This window comes from Pectobacterium carotovorum (assembly GCA_016415585.1).
GTDB lineage: Bacteria > Pseudomonadota > Gammaproteobacteria > Enterobacterales > Enterobacteriaceae > Pectobacterium > Pectobacterium carotovorum_K.
In genome coordinates, this window is the sequence record CP066552.1 from 495,616 (window position 1) to 514,552 (window position 18,937).

General features: G+C 52.0%; 15 protein-coding genes and 1 tRNA gene. 9 read left to right on the plus strand and 7 right to left on the minus strand.

The features are described from left to right. The first annotated feature begins 7 nt into the window (after window positions 1-7). The 4 genes from JFY74_02260 (at window position 8) to JFY74_02275 (ending at window position 5,028) form a co-directional block, all read left to right on the plus strand. Entirely contained in the window at window positions 8-1,045 is a 1,038-nt protein-coding gene (locus JFY74_02260; GenBank protein QQG28915.1) for a M48 family metallopeptidase, read from the plus strand. A 622-nt stretch (window positions 1,046-1,667) separates the two neighbouring features. After that, the gene (locus tag JFY74_02265; protein QQG28916.1) at window positions 1,668-2,747 is read left to right on the plus strand and encodes an alpha/beta fold hydrolase; all 1,080 of its coding nucleotides are present in this window, start codon (window positions 1,668-1,670) and stop codon (window positions 2,745-2,747) included. A gap of 212 nt (window positions 2,748-2,959) precedes the next feature. Further along, window positions 2,960-4,579 carry a Tar ligand binding domain-containing protein gene (locus tag JFY74_02270; GenBank protein ID QQG28917.1) on the plus strand — a complete coding sequence of 540 codons (1,620 nt, stop codon included), beginning with the start codon at window positions 2,960-2,962 and terminating at the stop codon, window positions 4,577-4,579. A 200-nt stretch (window positions 4,580-4,779) separates the two neighbouring features. Then, window positions 4,780-5,028: a helix-turn-helix domain-containing protein gene (locus JFY74_02275; protein QQG30426.1), complete on the plus strand. Its 249-nt coding sequence runs from the start codon at window positions 4,780-4,782 to the stop codon at window positions 5,026-5,028. 216 nt (window positions 5,029-5,244) lie between these two features. Here JFY74_02275 and JFY74_02280 read toward each other — a convergent pair. From JFY74_02280 to aspA, 6 genes are all read right to left on the minus strand, one after another. Continuing rightward, window positions 5,245-5,320, minus strand: a tRNA-Phe gene (locus JFY74_02280). A gap of 126 nt (window positions 5,321-5,446) precedes the next feature. Continuing rightward, window positions 5,447-6,022: a transcriptional regulator gene (locus JFY74_02285; protein ID QQG28918.1), complete on the minus strand. Its 576-nt coding sequence runs from the start codon at window positions 6,020-6,022 to the stop codon at window positions 5,447-5,449. A 43-nt stretch (window positions 6,023-6,065) separates the two neighbouring features. After that, on the minus strand, window positions 6,066-7,799 hold the full coding sequence (locus JFY74_02290) for a protein-disulfide reductase DsbD (GenBank protein QQG28919.1): 1,734 nt from the start codon (window positions 7,797-7,799) through the stop codon (window positions 6,066-6,068). Further along, window positions 7,775-8,107 (minus strand): divalent cation tolerance protein CutA, encoded by a 333-nt coding sequence (gene cutA / locus JFY74_02295; protein ID QQG28920.1) that lies wholly within the window; start codon window positions 8,105-8,107, stop codon window positions 7,775-7,777. The genes JFY74_02290 and cutA overlap by 25 nt, the downstream gene beginning before the upstream one ends. 131 nt (window positions 8,108-8,238) lie before the next feature. Continuing rightward, on the minus strand, window positions 8,239-9,540 hold the full coding sequence (locus JFY74_02300) for an anaerobic C4-dicarboxylate transporter (protein QQG28921.1): 1,302 nt from the start codon (window positions 9,538-9,540) through the stop codon (window positions 8,239-8,241). Between the two features lie 246 nt (window positions 9,541-9,786). Beyond that, window positions 9,787-11,226 (minus strand): aspartate ammonia-lyase, encoded by a 1,440-nt coding sequence (aspA, locus tag JFY74_02305; GenBank protein QQG28922.1) that lies wholly within the window; start codon window positions 11,224-11,226, stop codon window positions 9,787-9,789. Between the two features lie 438 nt (window positions 11,227-11,664). Between aspA and JFY74_02310 the strand changes: the two genes are divergently transcribed. The 5 genes from JFY74_02310 (at window position 11,665) to ubiA (ending at window position 16,157) form a co-directional block, all read left to right on the plus strand. After that, entirely contained in the window at window positions 11,665-12,135 is a 471-nt protein-coding gene (locus JFY74_02310; protein ID QQG28923.1) for an FxsA family protein, read from the plus strand. Between the two features lie 225 nt (window positions 12,136-12,360). Beyond that, window positions 12,361-12,654: a co-chaperone GroES gene (locus tag JFY74_02315; GenBank protein QQG28924.1), complete on the plus strand. Its 294-nt coding sequence runs from the start codon at window positions 12,361-12,363 to the stop codon at window positions 12,652-12,654. A 45-nt stretch (window positions 12,655-12,699) separates the two neighbouring features. Next, complete coding sequence (gene groL, locus JFY74_02320) at window positions 12,700-14,346, plus strand: chaperonin GroEL (GenBank protein QQG28925.1); 1,647 nt, start codon at window positions 12,700-12,702, stop codon at window positions 14,344-14,346. Window positions 14,347-14,747: 401 nt separating this feature from the next. After that, window positions 14,748-15,281, plus strand: a complete 534-nt coding sequence (ubiC, locus tag JFY74_02325; protein ID QQG28926.1) for a chorismate lyase — start codon at window positions 14,748-14,750, stop codon at window positions 15,279-15,281. A 12-nt stretch (window positions 15,282-15,293) separates the two neighbouring features. After that, window positions 15,294-16,157 carry a 4-hydroxybenzoate octaprenyltransferase gene (ubiA, locus tag JFY74_02330; GenBank protein QQG28927.1) on the plus strand — a complete coding sequence of 288 codons (864 nt, stop codon included), beginning with the start codon at window positions 15,294-15,296 and terminating at the stop codon, window positions 16,155-16,157. A gap of 128 nt (window positions 16,158-16,285) precedes the next feature. Here the strand turns inward: ubiA and plsB are convergent, their stop codons facing one another. Beyond that, a complete protein-coding gene (gene plsB, locus JFY74_02335; protein QQG28928.1) occupies window positions 16,286-18,754 on the minus strand; it encodes a glycerol-3-phosphate 1-O-acyltransferase PlsB in 2,469 nt (822 codons plus the stop codon). Window positions 18,755-18,937 lie beyond the last annotated feature (183 nt).

The window sequence follows — 18,937 nt, forward strand, 5'->3', positions numbered from 1 at the left end:
CAGGAATATGAATATTGAGGGGCATTATCAATACCCCGGATTGGCGGCCCGCGTGGCCGCTTCTCTTCATTTAACGGATAACGGTTCGACGATGGTGCTAAATACTGGGTCATCGAACACGACGTTTGCGCTGGAGCAGGTCACGGTTTCCGATGCATTGGGCTCCATTCCTCTGACGTTAACCTTTCCTGACGGTGGCCGTTTTGTTCCTGCCGACGACCCCGCCTTTCGCGCGTGGTATTCCGCAAGACGCCAACCGGGACTTGTACACCGTCTGGAACGCCATAAACGTGGCGTCATTCTCACGTTATTCGCCACCATATTGATGGTGATAAACTATGTTTACGTGGTTCTGCCGTGGGCGAGTTCTGCGTTGGCACTCCGTATGCCTACCGTTATCGAACAGCAACTGGGACAAAACACGCTGAAGCTGTTACGGCACAGTGATTTTAAGCCTTCTAAACTGCCTGTTGAACGCCAGCAGGCGATGCAAGCGCTGTTTCAACAGGTCATGCCCGCTGATATGCGGGAAGACAAAACGCCACTGCGCCTGGAGATCATGTCCGCGCCTATTGGGCCGAATGCTTTTATGCTGGCGGATGGCACGCTGATTATCAGTGACGATCTGGTGAAGCTGGCGAAAAATAACGACGAACTGGCTGCGGTGATGCTGCATGAAATGGGGCATCACGCCTATCGCCACCCAATGCGTATGGTAGTGCGTTCGTCGTTGGTATCGCTGACGTTCATGTGGATGACGGGAGATGTCAGCGGCGTGGGGGATACCGTGTTGCAGTCTGCCGCTTTTATCAACGAGATGCAGTTTTCCCGCGATATGGAACGGGAAGCCGACGCATGGGCAATAGCAGAAATGCAGCAGCAAGGACGTTCGCTTCAGTCGATGCAGGCAATGTATCGGGCCTTGATCGCTAACGACCGCAGTCATGATGAAATTGATTCGCTGGATTTACCGGACTGGCTGAGTACGCACCCAGATATGGATGAGCGGCTGAAAGCCATTGAAAGCGAGATGAATAAGCACTAATCCTCAACTCTCGATTCTCACCTCCGATCTAACCCTGCCTTGTGTCGATCGTGTGTGGTGTCACCGCACACGATCTCCTTTCTATACTCGTCATACTTCAAGTTGCATGTGCGTTGGCTACGCTACTCGGCACACTTGCGTGTGCCTCGCCCCGTTGGGGCCGCTGCAAGCAGCGTTCAAACCTGCCTATGGCAGGTTTGTCAGTCACCCGAATCACTTACTTGAGTAAGCTCATCGGGATTCCTTCGCTTGCCGCGTTATTCGGCCTTATGGCCTCACCCCTTCGGGGTCAGCGCAGGCACTGTTCAAAAACGCCTTGCCGTTTTTGTCCTGAAACTCGAATTATTTAGAGTATGATTATATTTTTGATCAAAAAAAGCTCACTTTGCTGTTTTTATAAACGCGAGTGTCGAGCGGAAAATATGAGCCGAGTAGCCAGACGATTAACAGGAATGCGTTAAATATCATCCTATTAAAAACTATCTGTAGAATCTTTCGCGATAAATAAAAAAATCAGAGAATAATCTCTTTTTATTATTAGTCCGCTTATGTTTATTGGGATTTTTCCTAATAGACATTAAAATCGTGGCTTCACGACTTCATGATTACCGAAGAGTTATTTATGATTAATCGAATACTATCAGGGGTGGTGGGCGCATTTCTGTTAATGCTGTCACCATTAACGCATGCACAGGCCAATTTCCCAGAGCCCAAAGAAGGCGACTGGATTGCGCCAGAATTTACCTTCAACAGCGGCGAAAAATTAAAAGATCTGCGTATTCATTACTACACGATCGGTGATAAAACCAAGCCCGCTGTCTTATTGCTACATGGAACGAACCAGCCGATTAAATCACTGTTAGCAAATGGTTTTGGTGGCGAGCTGTTCGGGCCGGGTCAGGCGCTGGATAGCAGCAAATACTTTATTATCATGCCGGAGAGCATCGGTTCTGGAAAATCGTCCAAACCGTCAGACGGCTTACGAATGAAATTCCCACAGTACGATTATAACGATATGGTGCAAGCACAATATCGCTTAATCAAAGAAGGGCTGGGTATTAACCACCTGCGCCTGGTGATGGGATATTCCATGGGCGGCATGCAAACCTGGCTCTGGGGTGAAAAATACCCAGACATGATGGATGCGCTGGTGCCAATGGCATCGCTGCCGAATGAGCTGTCTGGCCGTAACTGGATGATGCGCCGCATTTTGATTGAATCCATCAAGAACGATCCGGTGTGGAATAACGGTGATTACATACAGCAGCCGCCAACGCTGAAAACGGCCAACATTATGTTCAGTATCGCCACCACTGGCGGCACGCTGGCGTATCAGAGCAAAGCACCAACGCGTGCACAGGCGGACAAACTGGTAGAAGATCGCCTTGCGGCACCGTCGACCAGCGATGCCAACGACTTTATTTATATCTGGGGCTCGTCTGCAAATTATAACGCGGCACTGGAGCTGAATAAAATTAAGGCACCTGTTCTGGTGATTAACTCTGCGGATGATGAGCGTAATCCTATTGAAACAGGCATCCTGGATAATGAGCTTAAGAAAATTAAGCAGGCGACGTTGTTCCTTATTCCCGCCAGTAAAGATACCAGTGGGCATGGCACCATGATGTCGGCGAAGTTTTATAAAGATGAATTGCAACGTTTCTTAGAAAAGAATCCGTCTCAGAAAAATAATAAAAAATAAAAACACATGACCGGCAGAAAGTCTTTTTCTGTCGGTCATCGTTTGCTTGCTACCTTTCTTTATTTTATTACGGTTTTATAACGAATTTATTTCAGTTCGTGGGGATTAACACGTCTGGAAAAATGAATAACGACTATTACGTAAATAACGGAACGGCTCTGCTCTGGAGCTGGTGCTCATCCTTTCTTATTTTCAGACTACAGGGATAATTTATGTTTCGTAAGATAAAGATCCGTACTGCACTCAGCATGATGGTGTTTTCGTTAGCGGCGTTACTGCTTTTCGTCGGCGTGTTAGGGTTGGTTGCCGTTCAGTCAGGGAATAAATCATTTGCTCGCGTCGATATGGAAGTGCTGCCAGGGCTGGTTGCACTGAATGACAGCTCCGAACTGCTGTTGCGTGGCCGGTTGGATTTGCGTCTGTACGAATCATTAATGGGGAAAGGGGATGTCGAGGCGGCTAAAGTCGCGCTAGGGCGTGCCAGAGGCAAGGTCGACGGTGCCAGTGAAAAGTGGCAGGAATACCTGAAATACCCGCAGTCCGAAGCGGAGAAAGTCATTTCTGCGGACATGGCTGAAAAGCGTAATACGCTGATGCAGGAGTTTATCGATCCGGCATTTGCAGCGCTTAACGCAGGGAATCTGGATGAATATCGTCAGCGTGCCGGGAAATCAACGGTGCTGTATGCCGCATTTGATAAATCCTCTAAAGCGTTGGTTGCCTTCAAACTGAAGAGTATTGATGAAGCCTATGCCGATTCGAATGGACGCGTCGAGCTGATGGAAACCATTCTGTACGGTGCGATTGCCTGTGCGTTGCTGCTGGCGGCGCTGGCCTGGTCCGTGGTGACCAACATGATCGTGAAACCGCTGAATCAGGCTATTTCCGTCTTTGACCGTATCGCCGAAGGCGACCTGCGGGCACAGATTGATAGCAGTGGAAAAAATGAAATTGCACACCTGTTTGCCGCGGTTCAACGTATGCGCGACGGGCTGGAAAATATGGTGCGCGTGGTGCGTAACGGTACCGATGCGATAAGCGTCGGTGTCGAGGAAATTGCCTCCGGTAACATCGATCTCTCCAGCCGTACCGAGCAGCAGGCGGCCTCGTTGGATGAAACCGCTTCAAGCATGGAACAGATCATGTCGACGGTGAAAAACAACGAAGACAACACGCGTAAGGCCAACGATCTGGCGCTAAAAGCCTCTAATTCTGCGTCTCGCGGCGGGAATGTTGTCTCCGAAGTGGTTGATACCATGCGTTCCATCAAACAGAGTTCTGCCAAGATTTCCGACATTGTTGGTGTAATCGACGGCATCGCCTTCCAGACCAACCTGCTGGCGTTGAACGCGGCGGTGGAATCTGCGCGCGCGGGTCAATACGGTAAAGGTTTTGCGGTGGTGGCTTCCGAAGTGCGGATGCTGGCTGCGCGCAGTGCGACGGCAGCGAAAGAGATCGGCACCATGATCGATGATTCTCTCAGCCGTATTGAAAAGGGCGCGGGGCTGGTTGAAGTCGCGGGTAACACTATGGACGAAGTGCTGATGGATGTGAAAAAAGTGGTCGATATTATGGATGAGATCACGCTGGCTTCCAGCGAGCAGAGTCGCGGTATTTCACAGATCAATATCGCCATCAATCAGATGGATGGGGTGACTCAGCAGAATGCGTCATTGGTATCAGAAGTAGCGGCCTCAGCGAATTCGCTTCAGGAGCAAGTTGTTAACCTGCAACAGTCCGTTTCCCGTTTCCAGATCGCAAGAGAAAACATGGGCATGGACAACGTGCCGCCCGGTTTACGCCAGAACATTGCGCTGGTCGATGCCCGTTAATCGTTAAATGATCTATCGCCTGTTTTCGCTGATGTTATGTGGGCAGCGAAGACTGGTGACTTAGCAGCAGGGCGGAGTGATTTTGGGCCAGCACCAGGCTCGCTCCGTTCATCGAACTGGATGACCCACAAATCCCCCGATACGAAGGAATAAATCAAAACGTATCGGAAGGCGAGCTGTGCGGGGGACGCAGAACGTATCTGTGTCCAGCAAGGTCAATTTTTCCCGGTTTGAGGAAGAAAGGCACAACGCTGGCGGCGGTTTCAAAGGCATCTGGACTAGCGTCTTCAACACTTGCTAATGTGTTGACAAGACATTGGCCTAAAGGTGAGAGATTAATTGCTTGTGCATTGGGAAAGCAGCCGGAAGAGATCTGGCCGTCACGCTATCAAGGTATGAGTCCGAATCATGGGGAAGGGTTGCGGGATAACGTTCTCGTAGTGAATTGAACCCATTCCCCCAAAAGCAAAAAACCAGCCGTTAGGCTGGTTTTTTTTAATTAGTGGTGCCGGACTCGGACAAACGCCGGAGTCGTTGAACAGCGCGCGTGTCGCGCTAGCCCTGAAAGGGTGAACCGCTTGCGGCGAATAATCGAACGACGTTCGATGGAGAGTCCATAAGCCAGAAACGAAAAACCCCCGCCAAAGGCGAGGGTTAAGAATGAGTGGTGCCCGGACTCGGAATCGAACCAAGGACACGAGGATTTTCAATCCTCTGCTCTACCGACTGAGCTATCCGGGCAACGGGGCGCATTAAACCGTATTGACCGCGTGGCGTCAACGGGTTTATCAACGAAAGCGCTGAAAAACCTGCTGACTGCCGACTTTTCAGCCAAACTACGGGCTTTACCGCATTTTGTGTCCGAAATCAGGTGAGTGCGCCGTTTTTACGGCACAGCGCAAAGCGTAATACATCTTCAGCTAACCGCTGGGCGGTGGCGATGCTAGCGGCCTGATGCTTGACTAGCAGGTTGCTCAGGCAGCCTTCCAGAATCAATTCCATCTGCTGTGCCACCATTTCGGGATCGTCCGTTTCCAGCTCTTCTAGCAAATCGCGAGTGTACTGGTAAGATGCCTGCTTCTGCTGTTCCGCAATCTGGTGAATAGGGTGGTTGATATCAGGAAAGAAGCTGCACGCCGCAATAAACAAGCAACCCGGATAGCGCTGTTTGTTCACCGACTCGTGCAGCACCTGATAGCGCGCCAGTAGCTTCTGCTCGATGCTTTTCTCGTTGTCCAATAGCAGTTGACGTCGCCAGGTATCGACCTGCTGGCTATGGTGGCGCAGGCCGTCGTACAGCAATGCTTCCCGATCCGGCCAGAATGGCGTCAGTTCTTCTACCGGAACCCCCAATCTCTCCGCCAGCATATCCAGCGTTGTCATGGAAAAACCATGCTGCTCCAGTAGCGTAAGCGCATGTTCAAGAACGTCTTCCCGTTGCATTTGGTTTCCTCCAGAAGCACAACAAGCGAATTGAAAGTGTCGTTTATGGGCTGAACTTCTGCAAATGTGCCTGAAATTGTTCAGCGTTCATAAAACCGGTGACGCGCGAGCCGGGGATCTCTTTCCCCTGAGCGTCAAAAAAGACGATGGTCGGCAGCCCTAAAACCTGTAGCTTTTTCAGCAGCGCGTTTTGTTCTTCGCGGTTAGCGGTGACGTCCGCCTGTAGTAGCGTGATGCGCGACAGATGGTTTTGCACCGCCGGGTCGCTGAACGTGTATTTCTCGAACTCTTTGCAGGCCACGCACCAGTCAGCGTAAAGATCGAGCATAACAGGCTGAGCGCTCTTTGCCAGCGCGCTGTTGAGATCGGCAATGTTGGCGACGGGGGCGAAGTTCAGTGCCGACGTGTGGGCTTGCGCCACGCCAGTTGGGGGGAATACCCAGTCTTGCAGCGGTTTAGCGCTGATCACCAAGCCTGCCAGCAGCAGCAACTGTACGCCACGCATCCAGCCTTTGCTGCTACGCAACGTCAGCATGAGCGCCCAGCCGAAGAAGGCGATACCGAGCGCGCTCCACAGGCGCATCCCCCACGTTTCACCCAGAATACGTTCCAGCAGGAAGACGGGCAGTGCCAGAATAATGAAGCCAAACGCTTCCTTAACGTATTGCATCCACGGGCCGCTGCGCGGTAGCAGTTTGTTGCCGAACAGCGTGACCAGAATGAGCGGTAAACCCATTCCGAGTGCGTAGAGATAGAGCGTGCCGCCACCTGCCAGCATGTTGCCGCTCTGGGCGATATAAAGCAGGATGGCGCTGAGCGGGGCGGTGGTGCAGGGAGAACAAATTAGCCCAGCCAATGCGCCCATGCAGAATACGCCAGTGACGGAGCCGCCTTGCTGATGGTTGCTCCACTCTGTCAGTCGGGTTTGTACCGATGACGGGAGCTGGAGTGTATACAGTCCAAACATGGACAGTGCCAGCGCAGCAAACATTACCGACAGACCAATCAGAATGTACGGATGCTGGAGCGCCGCCTGAAAGCGTAATCCGGCAGCGGCAACAACCAGCCCAAGCAGCGTGTAGGTGAGCGCCATGCCCTGAACATAGGTCATCGACAGCAGCAGTGTGCGGCGCGGCGTCAGCTGTTCTTTTCTGCCCAGCACCAGACTGGCGATTAGCGGGTACATCGGCAGGACGCAAGGTGTGAAGGCGACGCCGATACCAATCAACAGCGCCCACCACGGCGAAAACGGCATCGGCGTGGTCTGCGGCGGTGCCGTCTGGCTCAAGACTACATTGGGCGGAGCATCCGTGCCTGCGTTAGCCAGCACCTGGCTGAGAGGAACGGTGCGCGTTTCCGGCGGATAGCAGAAACCGGCATCGGCGCAGCCTTGATAGGTGACTTTAACCGTTGCGCCGCTTTCAGCCCGTTCAATGGGAACCGCTAGCGCCAGCCGATCCTGCAGGATAAAGACCTGACCGAAAAACTCGTCATTATGGCTTTCGCCCTGCGGCATCTCCACCTTGCCAAGCGTGGCACCGTTCCCTTCGATCTTGATTTGCGCGCGGTACAGGTAGTAATCGGGATGGATATCCCAGCGCAGGTTGAGCTGGTTATCCTGCTGTTGAAACTCAAAGGCGAAAGCGCCATCGACCGGCAAAAAGCGTGACGTCGTGCTGTTGCCAAACAGTTTCTGGCCGAAAGAAGAGGCGGCCACACTGGGAGTACTGAAAGCCGTCCATAACAGGAAAATCAGCGTAAAGATGCGTTGAGCCATGTCAGATAATCGCTATCGCCCCCGGATACCGGCAGAACTAACAGCTCCGGCGTATCATAAGGGTGTTGTTGTTTCAGATGAGTCAGCAGCGCTTGCTGATGTGAGGTATCGCTTTTTATCAGCATTTGTACTTCTGATTGCTGTTCGAGCTTGCCTTCCCAGTAGTAGAGCGAACGTGCGCCGGGCAGCAGGGTGACGCAGGCGGCAAGCCGCGTTTCCAGCAGCGAGTCGGCAAGCCGTTGTGCACAGGCGTCGTCAGGTGCGGTACATAATATGACGACAGCATCGCTAAGCGGGCGGTCAGACATCACATCCTCCGTGTCAGATGAACAAATCCCAGACAACCAGAGCCACACTATACCTTGCTTTATTGTTTGAAGGGAATGAGGCGGATCGACGAGCTAAGCCGATCCGCGAGGGACTGTCTGGAAAGCAATCTTTAGATCAGGATACTGCCGAGAATAAAGCCAAATATCACCGACAGCGTAATCGCCAGCACGCCGGGAATCAGGAAGGAGTGGTTAAACACAAACTTGCCGATGCGCGTGGAGCCCGTGTCGTCCATCTCCACGGCGGCCAACAGAGTCGGGTAGGTCGGCAGAACGAACAGAGCCGAAACGGCAGCAAAAGACGCCACGGCTGTGACCGGAGACACGCCCAACAGCAGCGCAGCAGGCATCAGCGCTTTTGCCGTTGCCGCCTGTGAGTAAAGCAGGGTAGCGGCGAAGAACAGCACGACAGCTAGCATCCACGGATAGCTTTGCAGCAGTGCGCCTGCGGTGTCCTGAATATCGGAAATGTGTGCTTTAACAAAGGTATCGCCCAGCCAGGCAACGCCCATCACGCAGATACAGGCGCTCATGCCGGATTTAAACGTGCTAGCGGAGAGGATGCGTGCGGTATCGATTTTGCAGGTGATGCAAATCAGCGTGGCGATGGTCAGCATGAAGACCACAATCGCTTCGTTACGTGGCAGAACCGGGTTCTGAATCAGCCCGACGGTGCCGCTGATTGCCGTGGCATACAGCACGACAGCAACGATGCCGATTAGAAACAGCATCACGGAAAGCTTGGCACCCGGTTTGATCTCATGCTGGCTATTACCGCGCAGCGTGGTTTCGCCTTTTTTCAGACGTTCCTGATAAATTGGATCGTCTTTCAGCTCTTTACCCAGGAAGTTGGTCACAATCGCCGTCAGCATGATCGCGGCGAGCGTGGTCGGAATACAAATCCCTAACAGCAGCAGATAGCTGACGCCGTGCGGCTCAAGAATACCGGCGACAAACACCACTGCCGCCGAGATCGGCGAGGCAGTAATGGCGATTTGCGAGGCGACAACGGCGATAGAGAGCGGGCGAGAAGGGCGAATACCCTGCTCTTTGGCAACTTCGGCGATAACCGGCAGGGTGGAGAACGCGGTGTGTCCGGTTCCGGCCAGAATCGTCATGAAGTAGGTGACCAGTGGCGCGAGAAAGGTGACGTATTTCGGGTGCTTACGCAGCAGTTTCTCCGCCAGACTGACCAGATAATCCATTCCGCCCGCCACCTGCATCGCGGCGATGGCGGCGATAACGGCCATGATAATTTCAATGACATCAAAAGGGATGGCGCCGGGCTTTATCTGAAACCCAAGCGTAAGAACAAGCACTCCCAGGCCACCGGCGAAACCAATGCCGATGCCTCCCAGTCGTGCCCCCAAATAGATGGCGAGCAGAACGATCAGTAACTCAAGACCAAGCATGACTATGCTCCTTAATTAATAAAAAATTCAATCTACTCGTCATACTTCAAGCTGCTTGTGCGTTGGCTGCCCTTACTCACCCCAGTCACTTACTCGTGTAAGCTCCTGGGGATTCATGCGGTTGCCGCCTTCACGCAACTCGAATTATTTAGAGTGCATAACTTATTCTTATGGCCGTAGACGGCAAAAAATAAAGGCACGCTGTTCTTCGTGAACGGACGTGCCTGTTGGAATTAGATGTCGGTATTAGGGAAGCTCGTTTTCATCGGTATAGCGTTTGGCTTTGTACGCCGGATGCATCAGGTTCTGGATGGAGAAAATGTCATCCAGCTCGGCTTCCGTCAGCAGGCCGCGCTCCAGTACGACTTCACGCACGCTTTTCCCCGTTTCGGCGCAGATTCTGCCGACGATATCGCCATTATGGTGGCCGATGAACGGGTTCAGGTACGTCACAATCCCGATGGAGTTGAAGACATAGGCTTCGCACACGCTCTTGTTGGCGGTGATGCCGTTGACGCATTTTTCCAGCAGGTTGTAGCAGGCATTGGTCAGAATGTGGGTCGATTCAAACATCGCCTGACCGATGACCGGCTCCATCACGTTTAACTGTAATTGCCCAGCCTCTGACGCCATCGTGACGCAGGTGTCGTTACCGATGACCTTGAAACACACCTGATTGACGACTTCCGGCACCACTGGGTTAACCTTGGCTGGCATGATTGAAGAACCCGCCTGCAACTCCGGCAGGTTGATTTCATTCAGGCCCGCGCGCGGGCCGGAAGAGAGCAGACGCAGGTCATTACAGATCTTCGACAGCTTCACGGCCAGCCGCTTCAGCGAACTGTGCACCATCACATAGGCGCCGCAGTCTGACGTGGCTTCGATCAAATCTTCTGCGGGCACGCACGGCAGGCCGCTGACTTCCGCCAGACGCTGCACCGCCAGTTGCTGGTAGCCGTCCGGCGTATTCAGACGCGTACCGATTGCGGTCGCACCCAGATTGACTTCAAGCAGCAGTTCCGCCGTGCGCAGCAGGTTTTTGATTTCTTCCTGCAACAGCACGTTGAACGCATGAAATTCCTGGCCGAGCGTCATCGGTACGGCGTCCTGCAACTGGGTGCGGCCCATTTTCAGTACGTCTTCAAATTCTTTGGCTTTACGCTCGAAACCCTCACTCAACTTCGCTATCGCTTCCGTCAGCTTTAGTACGGCCGCGTAGACCGCGATACGAAATCCGGTGGGGTAGGCATCATTGGTGGACTGGCATTTATTTAGGTGATCGTTGGGGTTCAGATACTGGTATTCGCCTTTCTGGTGGCCCATCAACTCCAGACCAATATTGGCTAATACTTCGTTGGTATTCATATTCACCGACGTGCCAGCGCCCCCTTGATAGACATCTACCGGGAACTGATCCATGCATTTGCCGTTATTCAGCACTTCATCGCAGGCGCGGATGATGACGTCGGCGATTTTTTTCGGAATAGTTTGCAGCTCTTTGTTCGCCAGCGCTGCGGCTTTTTTCACCATGACCATGCCGCGCACGAAATCAGGTATGTCACTGATTTTATTGTTGCTGATATAGAAATTTTCGACGGCGCGCAGCGTATGAACGCCATAATATGCGTCTGCGGGAACTTCTCGGGTGCCTAACAGGTCTTCTTCAATACGGATGTTTTCTGACATGAAAATTCCTATTCTGCTGTGTGACTAGACGTTGTGGGCTGGTGTGTGGCTCTGATAAACCATCTTGCTTCGGCAATAGCCTCGGGATGTTTGACCAACCAAGTATCTATTACCATGAGGATATGTCGTTACGACAGCGAAAAACAGGTGTTTAGATCACTATACTGGCGTTCTCTACCGCCACGGTAAATGAACTGTGACTGTAGTCACGAGCCACTATTTTAGGACAATAATCGTGTGGCGGCGGCTTGAAAATGTGCGAAGGCGTACCCATTTAAGTAAATCACGATGTGCCGGATCGCAGAGCAGACGCGCATGTTACCTAATCCATATGGTAGTAAAGCGTACTGGGTTTTTGATCGCGATGGCCTAACACGTTCTTATTCACACTCGTTCTGATTAAAAAACAGTGCGCGTAAAAAAACACAGGAGAACCGGGTGCGCTGGTTACCGTTATTACTTATTTTTCTTTTGGCTTACATCGAGATATCGCTGTTTATTCAGGTGGCTGAAGTACTGGGCGTCGCGATGACTCTGCTGCTGGTCGTCTTTACGTCGTGCGTGGGTGTTTCGCTGGTACGCAATCAGGGAATGAAAACGCTGGTGCAGATGCAGCAGAAAATGGCCGCAGGGGAAAGTCCCGCTGCCGAAATGGTAAAAAGCGTGTCACTGGTGCTTGCTGGCTTCTTGCTCCTGATACCGGGCTTCCTGACTGATCTCCTGGGGCTGCTGTTACTGTTGCCGCCAGTGCAGAAGAGCCTGACGCTCAAATTGATGCCTCACCTGCATATATGGCGTTCTGGCCCCGGTGCGTCGTCGTCTGGCGGTAACATCTTTGAAGGTGAATACCAGCACAAGGATGGTGGGAGCGGAAATATTGAACACAGAAACGATAGGGACGACCGTTAACGTCAAGATAAACTGAAAAGCAGGGAAGGGTTATCATATTGATAATCATTATTTTTTATATGCTATCAGCGATAGGTGGTTGCTTAATGTGAAAAAAATTAATTTCCTCCCTTGAAGGACCGCATAACGCCCCCACTTAAAATAACACAAGGCTGATTATGATATGAAAGGCGTAGTTGGCATTTATCCTAAACCGATATGGACTTTCTCAAAGGAGAGCTATCAATGAATATTCGTCCATTGCATGACCGCGTGATCGTCAAGCGCAAAGAAGTTGAGTCAAAATCTGCTGGCGGTATCGTACTGACTGGTTCCGCTGCTGGTAAATCTACCCGCGGTGAAGTTCTGGCCGTAGGTCACGGACGTATCCTGGAAAATGGCGAAGTGAAGCCGCTGGATGTGAAAGTTGGCGACATCGTTATTTTCAATGATGGCTATGGCGTGAAAGCAGAGAAGATTGATAACGAAGAAGTGTTGATCATGTCTGAAAGCGACATTCTGGCAATTGTTGAAGCGTAATTGCGCGTAATCATCTGAACTGAAAGAATTTGAGGGAAATAGACCATGGCAGCTAAAGACGTAAAATTCGGTAATGACGCGCGTGTAAAAATGCTGCGCGGCGTAAATGTACTGGCTGATGCAGTGAAGGTTACCCTGGGCCCGAAAGGCCGTAATGTCGTGTTGGATAAATCCTTCGGTGCACCGACCATTACTAAAGACGGCGTATCTGTTGCGCGTGAAATCGAGCTGGAAGACAAGTTTGAGAACATGGGCGCACAGATGGTGAAAGAAGTTGCCTCTAAAGCGAATGACGCAGCAGGCGACGGCACCACGACCGCAACCGTATTGGCGCAGGCTATCATCACTGAAGGCCTGAAAGCTGTTGCAGCGGGCATGAACCCGATGGATCTGAAGCGCGGTATCGATAAAGCCGTTATCGCCGCTGTTGAAGAGCTGAAAGCACTGTCTGTACCGTGCTCTGACTCTAAAGCTATCGCTCAGGTTGGTACCATCTCTGCTAACTCCGACGAAACCGTAGGCAAAATGATTGCCGAAGCCATGAACAAAGTCGGTAAAGAAGGTGTTATCACCGTTGAAGAAGGTACCGGTCTGCAAGATGAGCTAGATGTGGTCGAAGGTATGCAGTTCGACCGTGGTTACCTGTCTCCGTACTTCGTCAACAAGCAAGAAACCGGTGTTGTAGAGCTGGAAAGCCCATTCATCCTGCTGGCTGACAAAAAAATCTCCAATATCCGCGAAATGCTGCCAGTACTGGAAGCCGTAGCGAAAGCGGGCAAACCGCTGGTTATCGTTGCTGAAGATGTTGAAGGCGAAGCACTGGCTACGCTGGTGGTTAACACCATGCGCGGCATTGTGAAAGTGGCTGCGGTGAAAGCGCCGGGCTTTGGTGACCGTCGTAAAGCTATGCTGCAAGACATCGCTACGCTGACTGGCGGTACTGTTATCTCTGAAGAGATCGGTCTGGAGCTGGAAAAAGCGACGCTGGAAGATCTCGGCCAGGCAAAACGCGTTGTTATCAACAAAGACACCACCACCATCATCGATGGTTCGGGGGAAGAAGCTGCGATTCAGGGCCGTGTTGCTCAGATCCGTCAGCAGGTTGAAGAAGCAACCTCAGATTACGACAAAGAAAAACTGCAAGAGCGTGTGGCTAAACTGGCTGGCGGCGTAGCCGTTATTAAAGTTGGCGCAGCAACTGAAGTGGAAATGAAAGAGAAGAAAGCACGCGTTGAAGATGCCCTGGCTGCGACTCGCGCTGCGGTAGAAGAAGGCGTGGTTGCTGGTGGTGGTGTGGCGCTGGTTCGCGTTGCAGCCAAACTGGCTTCTCTGACTGCTCAAAACGAAGACCAGAACGTGGGTATCAAAGTTGCGCTGCGCGCAATGGAAGCTCCATTGCGTCAGATCGTTTCCAACGCGGGCGAAGAGCCATCTGTGGTTGCGAACAACGTTAAAGCAGGTGACGGTAACTACGGTTACAACGCAGCAACTGAAGAATACGGCAACATGATCGACTTCGGTATTCTGGACCCAACCAAAGTAACCCGTTCTGCTCTGCAGTTCGCGGCTTCTGTTGCTGGTCTGATGATCACCACCGAATGTATGGTAACCGACCTGCCGAAAAGCGATGCACCTGACTTAGGTGGCGCTGGTGGTATGGGCGGCATGGGTGGTATGGGCGGCATGATGTAATGTGACGCTATTGTCGCCGGAAGCCATTTTCTGGTGACAGGGAGTCAGGTTACAGAAGCACGTCTTTCTGTCCTTTAAAGAGCACTATCTGGTTGTATACTGGGTAGTGCTTTTTTTATGTATCTCATTTATATTCATATAACTCAATGTGTTATTGATATAACGGTTCTCGCGCTGGCCAATTTCCCATCAGGTTGCGATAGGAATGGTTAAAGAGGTATGGCTGTGGATGCTGTGAATTTAACCACATTGCTGAAATGTTGCCACATCAGGGATGAATTGGTTTATAGCGTGTTATCGGGGAAGCATTCTGCGCTACAATAAGGACGCTTACTTTATTTACGAATGCGTTATTTGCGAATACTTTTATCTACGAAGTAACCCTGTTTGGAGTGGGGATAATGTTTGATGATGCGTCTACGCTTCTGCGCACCATATCCTGGTTTACTGAGCCCCCTTCGGTATTACCTGAGCACATTGGTGACTGGCTGATGGAAGCTGGCTCAATGACGCAGCGGCTTGAAAAATATTGTGCCCAGCTCAGGGTTACACTTTGTCGTGAGGGATTAATTACGCCACAGGCACTGAGCGAAGAGTGCGAACAATTGCCACATAGTGAGCGTTACTGGCTGCGTGAGGTCGTGCTGTATGGTGACGAGCGCCCCTGGCTTTTTGGCCGAACCCTTGCTCCACAACAAACGCTCGACGGCACCGATTCAGCCCTGACAAAAATAGGCGCTCAGCCGTTAGGTCGTTATCTATTTGAGCAAAAATCGCTGACGCGTGACTACATTCATACCGGATGCTGCGAAGGCCTATGGGCGCGGCGTTCCCGCTTGTGCCTTTCGGGTTATCCGTTACTGTTGACTGAGCTTTTCTTACCTGAATCACCGGTTTATTTCACACCCAGTGATGAAGGTTGGCAGGTAATTTGAGGAGATAAATCCTTGGAAAGAAGTGTTACAGCAGGGAAATGGCTGGCTTATTGCCGCTTGATGCGGATTGATAAACCGGTAGGTTCTCTGTTACTGCTGTGGCCAACGCTATGGGCGCTGTGGCTGGCGGGAGGGGGAGCACCTGCACCGTGGACGCTCTTTGTGTTTGTCGCGGGTGTTTTCTTAATGCGTGCGGCGGGCTGCGTTATTAATGATTATGCCGATCGCCATTTTGACGGCCATGTAAAACGCACGGCTTCTCGCCCGTTGCCCAGCGGTGAGGTGAGCGAGCAATCTGCTAAAGTTCTATTTGTCGTTCTGGTCTTGCTGGCGTTTAGTCTGGTGCTGACGCTGAATAAGATGACTATTTGGCTGTCCGTTGCGGGATTGGTTCTGGCATGGGTTTATCCGTTTATGAAACGGGTCAGCCATCTTCCTCAGTTTGTGCTGGGCGCGGCGTTTGGCTGGTCGATTCCGATGGCTTATTCGGCTGTGAGTGAAAGCCTGCCTACAACCTGCTGGATGATGTTTCTGGCGTATATTTGCTGGACGGTAGCCTACGATACCCAATATGCGATGGTGGATCGTGATGACGATCTGAAGATCGGCGTGAAGTCTACTGCGATATTATTTGGCCGTTTTGACAATTTAATCATCGGCTCATTACAGGTAGGGATGCTGGCGTTGCTGCTCGCTTTAGGGAAGAGCAGCGGGCTGGGAATCCCGTACTACATTTCACTGCTGGTGGCTGCCACGATGTTTGTCTACCAGCAAATATTGACTGCCGGACGTGAGCGCGAGGCGTGTTTTAAGGCGTTTCACAATAATAAATACGCGGGTATGGCGATATTTATTGGCGTGTTGTTTGGCCAGTGAGGCCGACATCAGATGTAAAAAAGCAGCGATTTCTCGCTGCTTTTTTTATAGCGAAATGTGCTGAGGATTTGTGTCATGCCAAAACGTATCCACAGCTTGATGGCGGCATGTTGTCCGCCAGTTTTCCGCTATTCCTGCGCCGTTTTTTCCACCGTCTGACTATCGGCTTCTATGTCTGCGGATGAGCTGGCGCTTTCGATAGTCAACCGAACTTCCGGGGTGATCAGATCGCCGAGGATGTTATAGATTGCCACGATATCGCCTTGCGCCGTTTCCGCACTGTCGGTGATATACCCTTCTGTACGTAAGGTGGCGACCAGCGTTGAGAACACCGCTTTATCAAAGAATTCCGGCGCGTTGATGCCGTGCAGAACGGACAGGCGCTGCGCCATATTCCGGCTTTCTTTCTCCAGCGTTCCACGGTTGATTACTGGGTTCGCACACAGCAAGGACAGCGTGATCGCATAGCGTTGCAGCGTTTCACGCACGCCTGCTGACAGCAGTTGCAGCGTACGGATGCGTGGCGGATTGATGGCTAATTGACCGTCGCGGCTACATAGCAGCTCTTGTCGAATCAGTTCGTTAGCCAACGTTTCCAGCACGCCTGGCAACTGTTCTTTGGAATAGTGCAGGAACAGCTCAGCTTGCAGCAGTGGATAGACCAGCGTGATCTGTCGCACGACTTCGTCAAGCGTAATCCGGCGATGATGGATGACGATGCTGGCGATCAGTGACGGCAAGACCAACAGATGCTGGATGTTATTGCGATAGTACGTCATCAGTACCGCCTGCTCGCGCGGCAGAATGATGATATCGCCAATGCTATCCTTTTCTACTTCAAACTTGTTCATACCCAGCGCGTGTTCCAGCAGTTCATCCGCTGTCTTCTTCGGTGCCGTAATATCTTTATGATAAGGCACCTGGCGCAGCAACTGCAGATAGCAATCCAGCTGTTCGTGCATTTGTTCGCGCGTCAGTGAACGCTGGCGCGAGGCTAATAAGGCCGTAGAGCACAGGTTCATCGCGTTTGCTGCCGCAGAATTGTTGATGCGCACCATGATATCCATAGAGATATCCTGCACCGTCGGCGTTAGCCAGCTTGGACGCTGTGCCTCGATGGGATCAATCGCGTCACGCCATTGTGGTACATGCTGGTTCAGATAGGTTGTCAGCGGGAGCGGTTCGCCGAAGTTCACATAACCCTGGCCCAGATTACGTAGCTTACGCAAGCCGCGTACCATCTGCATAAAGCCTTCTTTCTCCTTCACCGCACCGCGTAGCTCTTTCGCATAGGTGCCGACTTCCATCACATGCTCGTAACCGACATAAATCGGAACCAGCGTGATTGGGCGTGTGCCGCCTCTGAGCATGGCTTGGATGGTCATCGCCAGCGTACCGGTTTTCGGCTCTAGCAGACGGCCCGTGCGTGAACGTCCGCCTTCCATGAAGTATTCAACCGAATAACCGCGGGCAAACAGCTCACCCAGATATTCACGGAAAATCGTGGAATACAGCTTGTTGCCTTTGAAGGTACGGCGAATAAAGAACGCGCCAAGACGACGGAAGATCGGTCCCGCTGGCCAGAAATTCAGGTTGATGCCTGCGGCGATGTGCGGTGGGACTAAGCCTTGATGGTACAGGACGTAGGACAGCAGCAGATAATCCATGTGGCTGCGGTGGCAGGGCACATAGACAATACCGTGACCATCCTGTGCCAGTTGGCGAACGCGTTCGGCGTTGTGGACGTTAATCCCCTGATAAAGGCGGTTCCACGTCCAGCTTAATACGCGATCCGACAGACGCACGGCCTCGTAGGAGAAATCGGCAGCGATTTCTTCCATCAGCGCAATCGCATTCTGCTGCGCTTTCTCATGAGAAATCTTCTTACTACGCGCCTCATCGTCGACGGCTTTCTTGATCGCTTTGGAATCCAGCAGCTTGTTAAACAGCTCCTGACGCACCGGCAAACGCGGTCCAACTGCTGCCAAACGTTGGCGGGAGAAATGCATACGTGCGACACGCGCCAGTTTGTGGGCTATGGTTTTGTCAGTGCCGTGCTCGGTCGCCATATAGCGCAGCGACACTGGGCTGGAGAAGCGGACAAAGCTATCGCGGCCTAGCCACAGGACGGCGAAGAATTTCTCAATACCGTTGAGCAAGCGCAGGTGTGGTGCTGCCTGAGCGTGGCCTTCCCGACCCGGAGAGCGCCCAAACATCACGGAAACCGGCACCATCTGTACGTCTAAATCTGGATTGGCACGGTGCAAATCCAGGTAGTCGTGGAACAGCTTGACGGATTTTTGCTTGGGAACGTAATAGCGGAAGACACGAGGCCCGTCATTAATAAAGACGTGGCTAGGAAGTTCGACGCCATTGAATTCGAACGACAGCGAAGGATCGGGTAGCCCCAATGCCAGGCATTTCGCACGTAGCGTCAAGAGATCCGCCTGAGAGTTATAAGGCAGAACATAGAGTATAGGACGTGAGGGATCTAACCCCAGCTCGACCACGGGATCTGCGGGAATAACTTTGCTCTTCACCAGCAGTTTCAGTGGGAGATTCAATAATTTATAGTAAATTTTACGCCAACCTGACATAACAACATGGAGCCTCTTGTTAGCAATGCGCCGCAAGGATACCAGAAACTGCGCCGGAGATCTGTGGTGATGAGACAACGTAGGTGCGTTAAAATGCGAACTATTTTGCATATACTCGTCATACTTCAAGTTGCATGTGCGTTGGCTGCGTTCACTCACCCGAATCACTTACTCCAGTAAGCT

What these genes read in the sequence shown, in the direction of transcription:
- JFY74_02260 (QQG28915.1), top strand. Translation starts at nt 8, where the DNA reads ATGAATATTGAGGGGCATTATCAATACCCCGGATTGGCGGCCCGCGTG.
- JFY74_02265 (QQG28916.1), top strand. Translation starts at nt 1,668, where the DNA reads ATGATTAATCGAATACTATCAGGGGTGGTGGGCGCATTTCTGTTAATG.
- JFY74_02270 (QQG28917.1), top strand. Translation starts at nt 2,960, where the DNA reads ATGTTTCGTAAGATAAAGATCCGTACTGCACTCAGCATGATGGTGTTT.
- JFY74_02285 (QQG28918.1), bottom strand. Translation starts at nt 6,022, where the DNA reads ATGCAACGGGAAGACGTTCTTGAACATGCGCTTACGCTACTGGAGCAG.
- JFY74_02290 (QQG28919.1), bottom strand. Translation starts at nt 7,799, where the DNA reads ATGGCTCAACGCATCTTTACGCTGATTTTCCTGTTATGGACGGCTTTC.
- cutA (QQG28920.1), bottom strand. Translation starts at nt 8,107, where the DNA reads ATGTCTGACCGCCCGCTTAGCGATGCTGTCGTCATATTATGTACCGCA.
- JFY74_02300 (QQG28921.1), bottom strand. Translation starts at nt 9,540, where the DNA reads ATGCTTGGTCTTGAGTTACTGATCGTTCTGCTCGCCATCTATTTGGGG.
- aspA (QQG28922.1), bottom strand. Translation starts at nt 11,226, where the DNA reads ATGTCAGAAAACATCCGTATTGAAGAAGACCTGTTAGGCACCCGAGAA.
- JFY74_02315 (QQG28924.1), top strand. Translation starts at nt 12,361, where the DNA reads ATGAATATTCGTCCATTGCATGACCGCGTGATCGTCAAGCGCAAAGAA.
- groL (QQG28925.1), top strand. Translation starts at nt 12,700, where the DNA reads ATGGCAGCTAAAGACGTAAAATTCGGTAATGACGCGCGTGTAAAAATG.
- ubiC (QQG28926.1), top strand. Translation starts at nt 14,748, where the DNA reads ATGTTTGATGATGCGTCTACGCTTCTGCGCACCATATCCTGGTTTACT.
- plsB (QQG28928.1), bottom strand. Translation starts at nt 18,754, where the DNA reads ATGTCAGGTTGGCGTAAAATTTACTATAAATTATTGAATCTCCCACTG.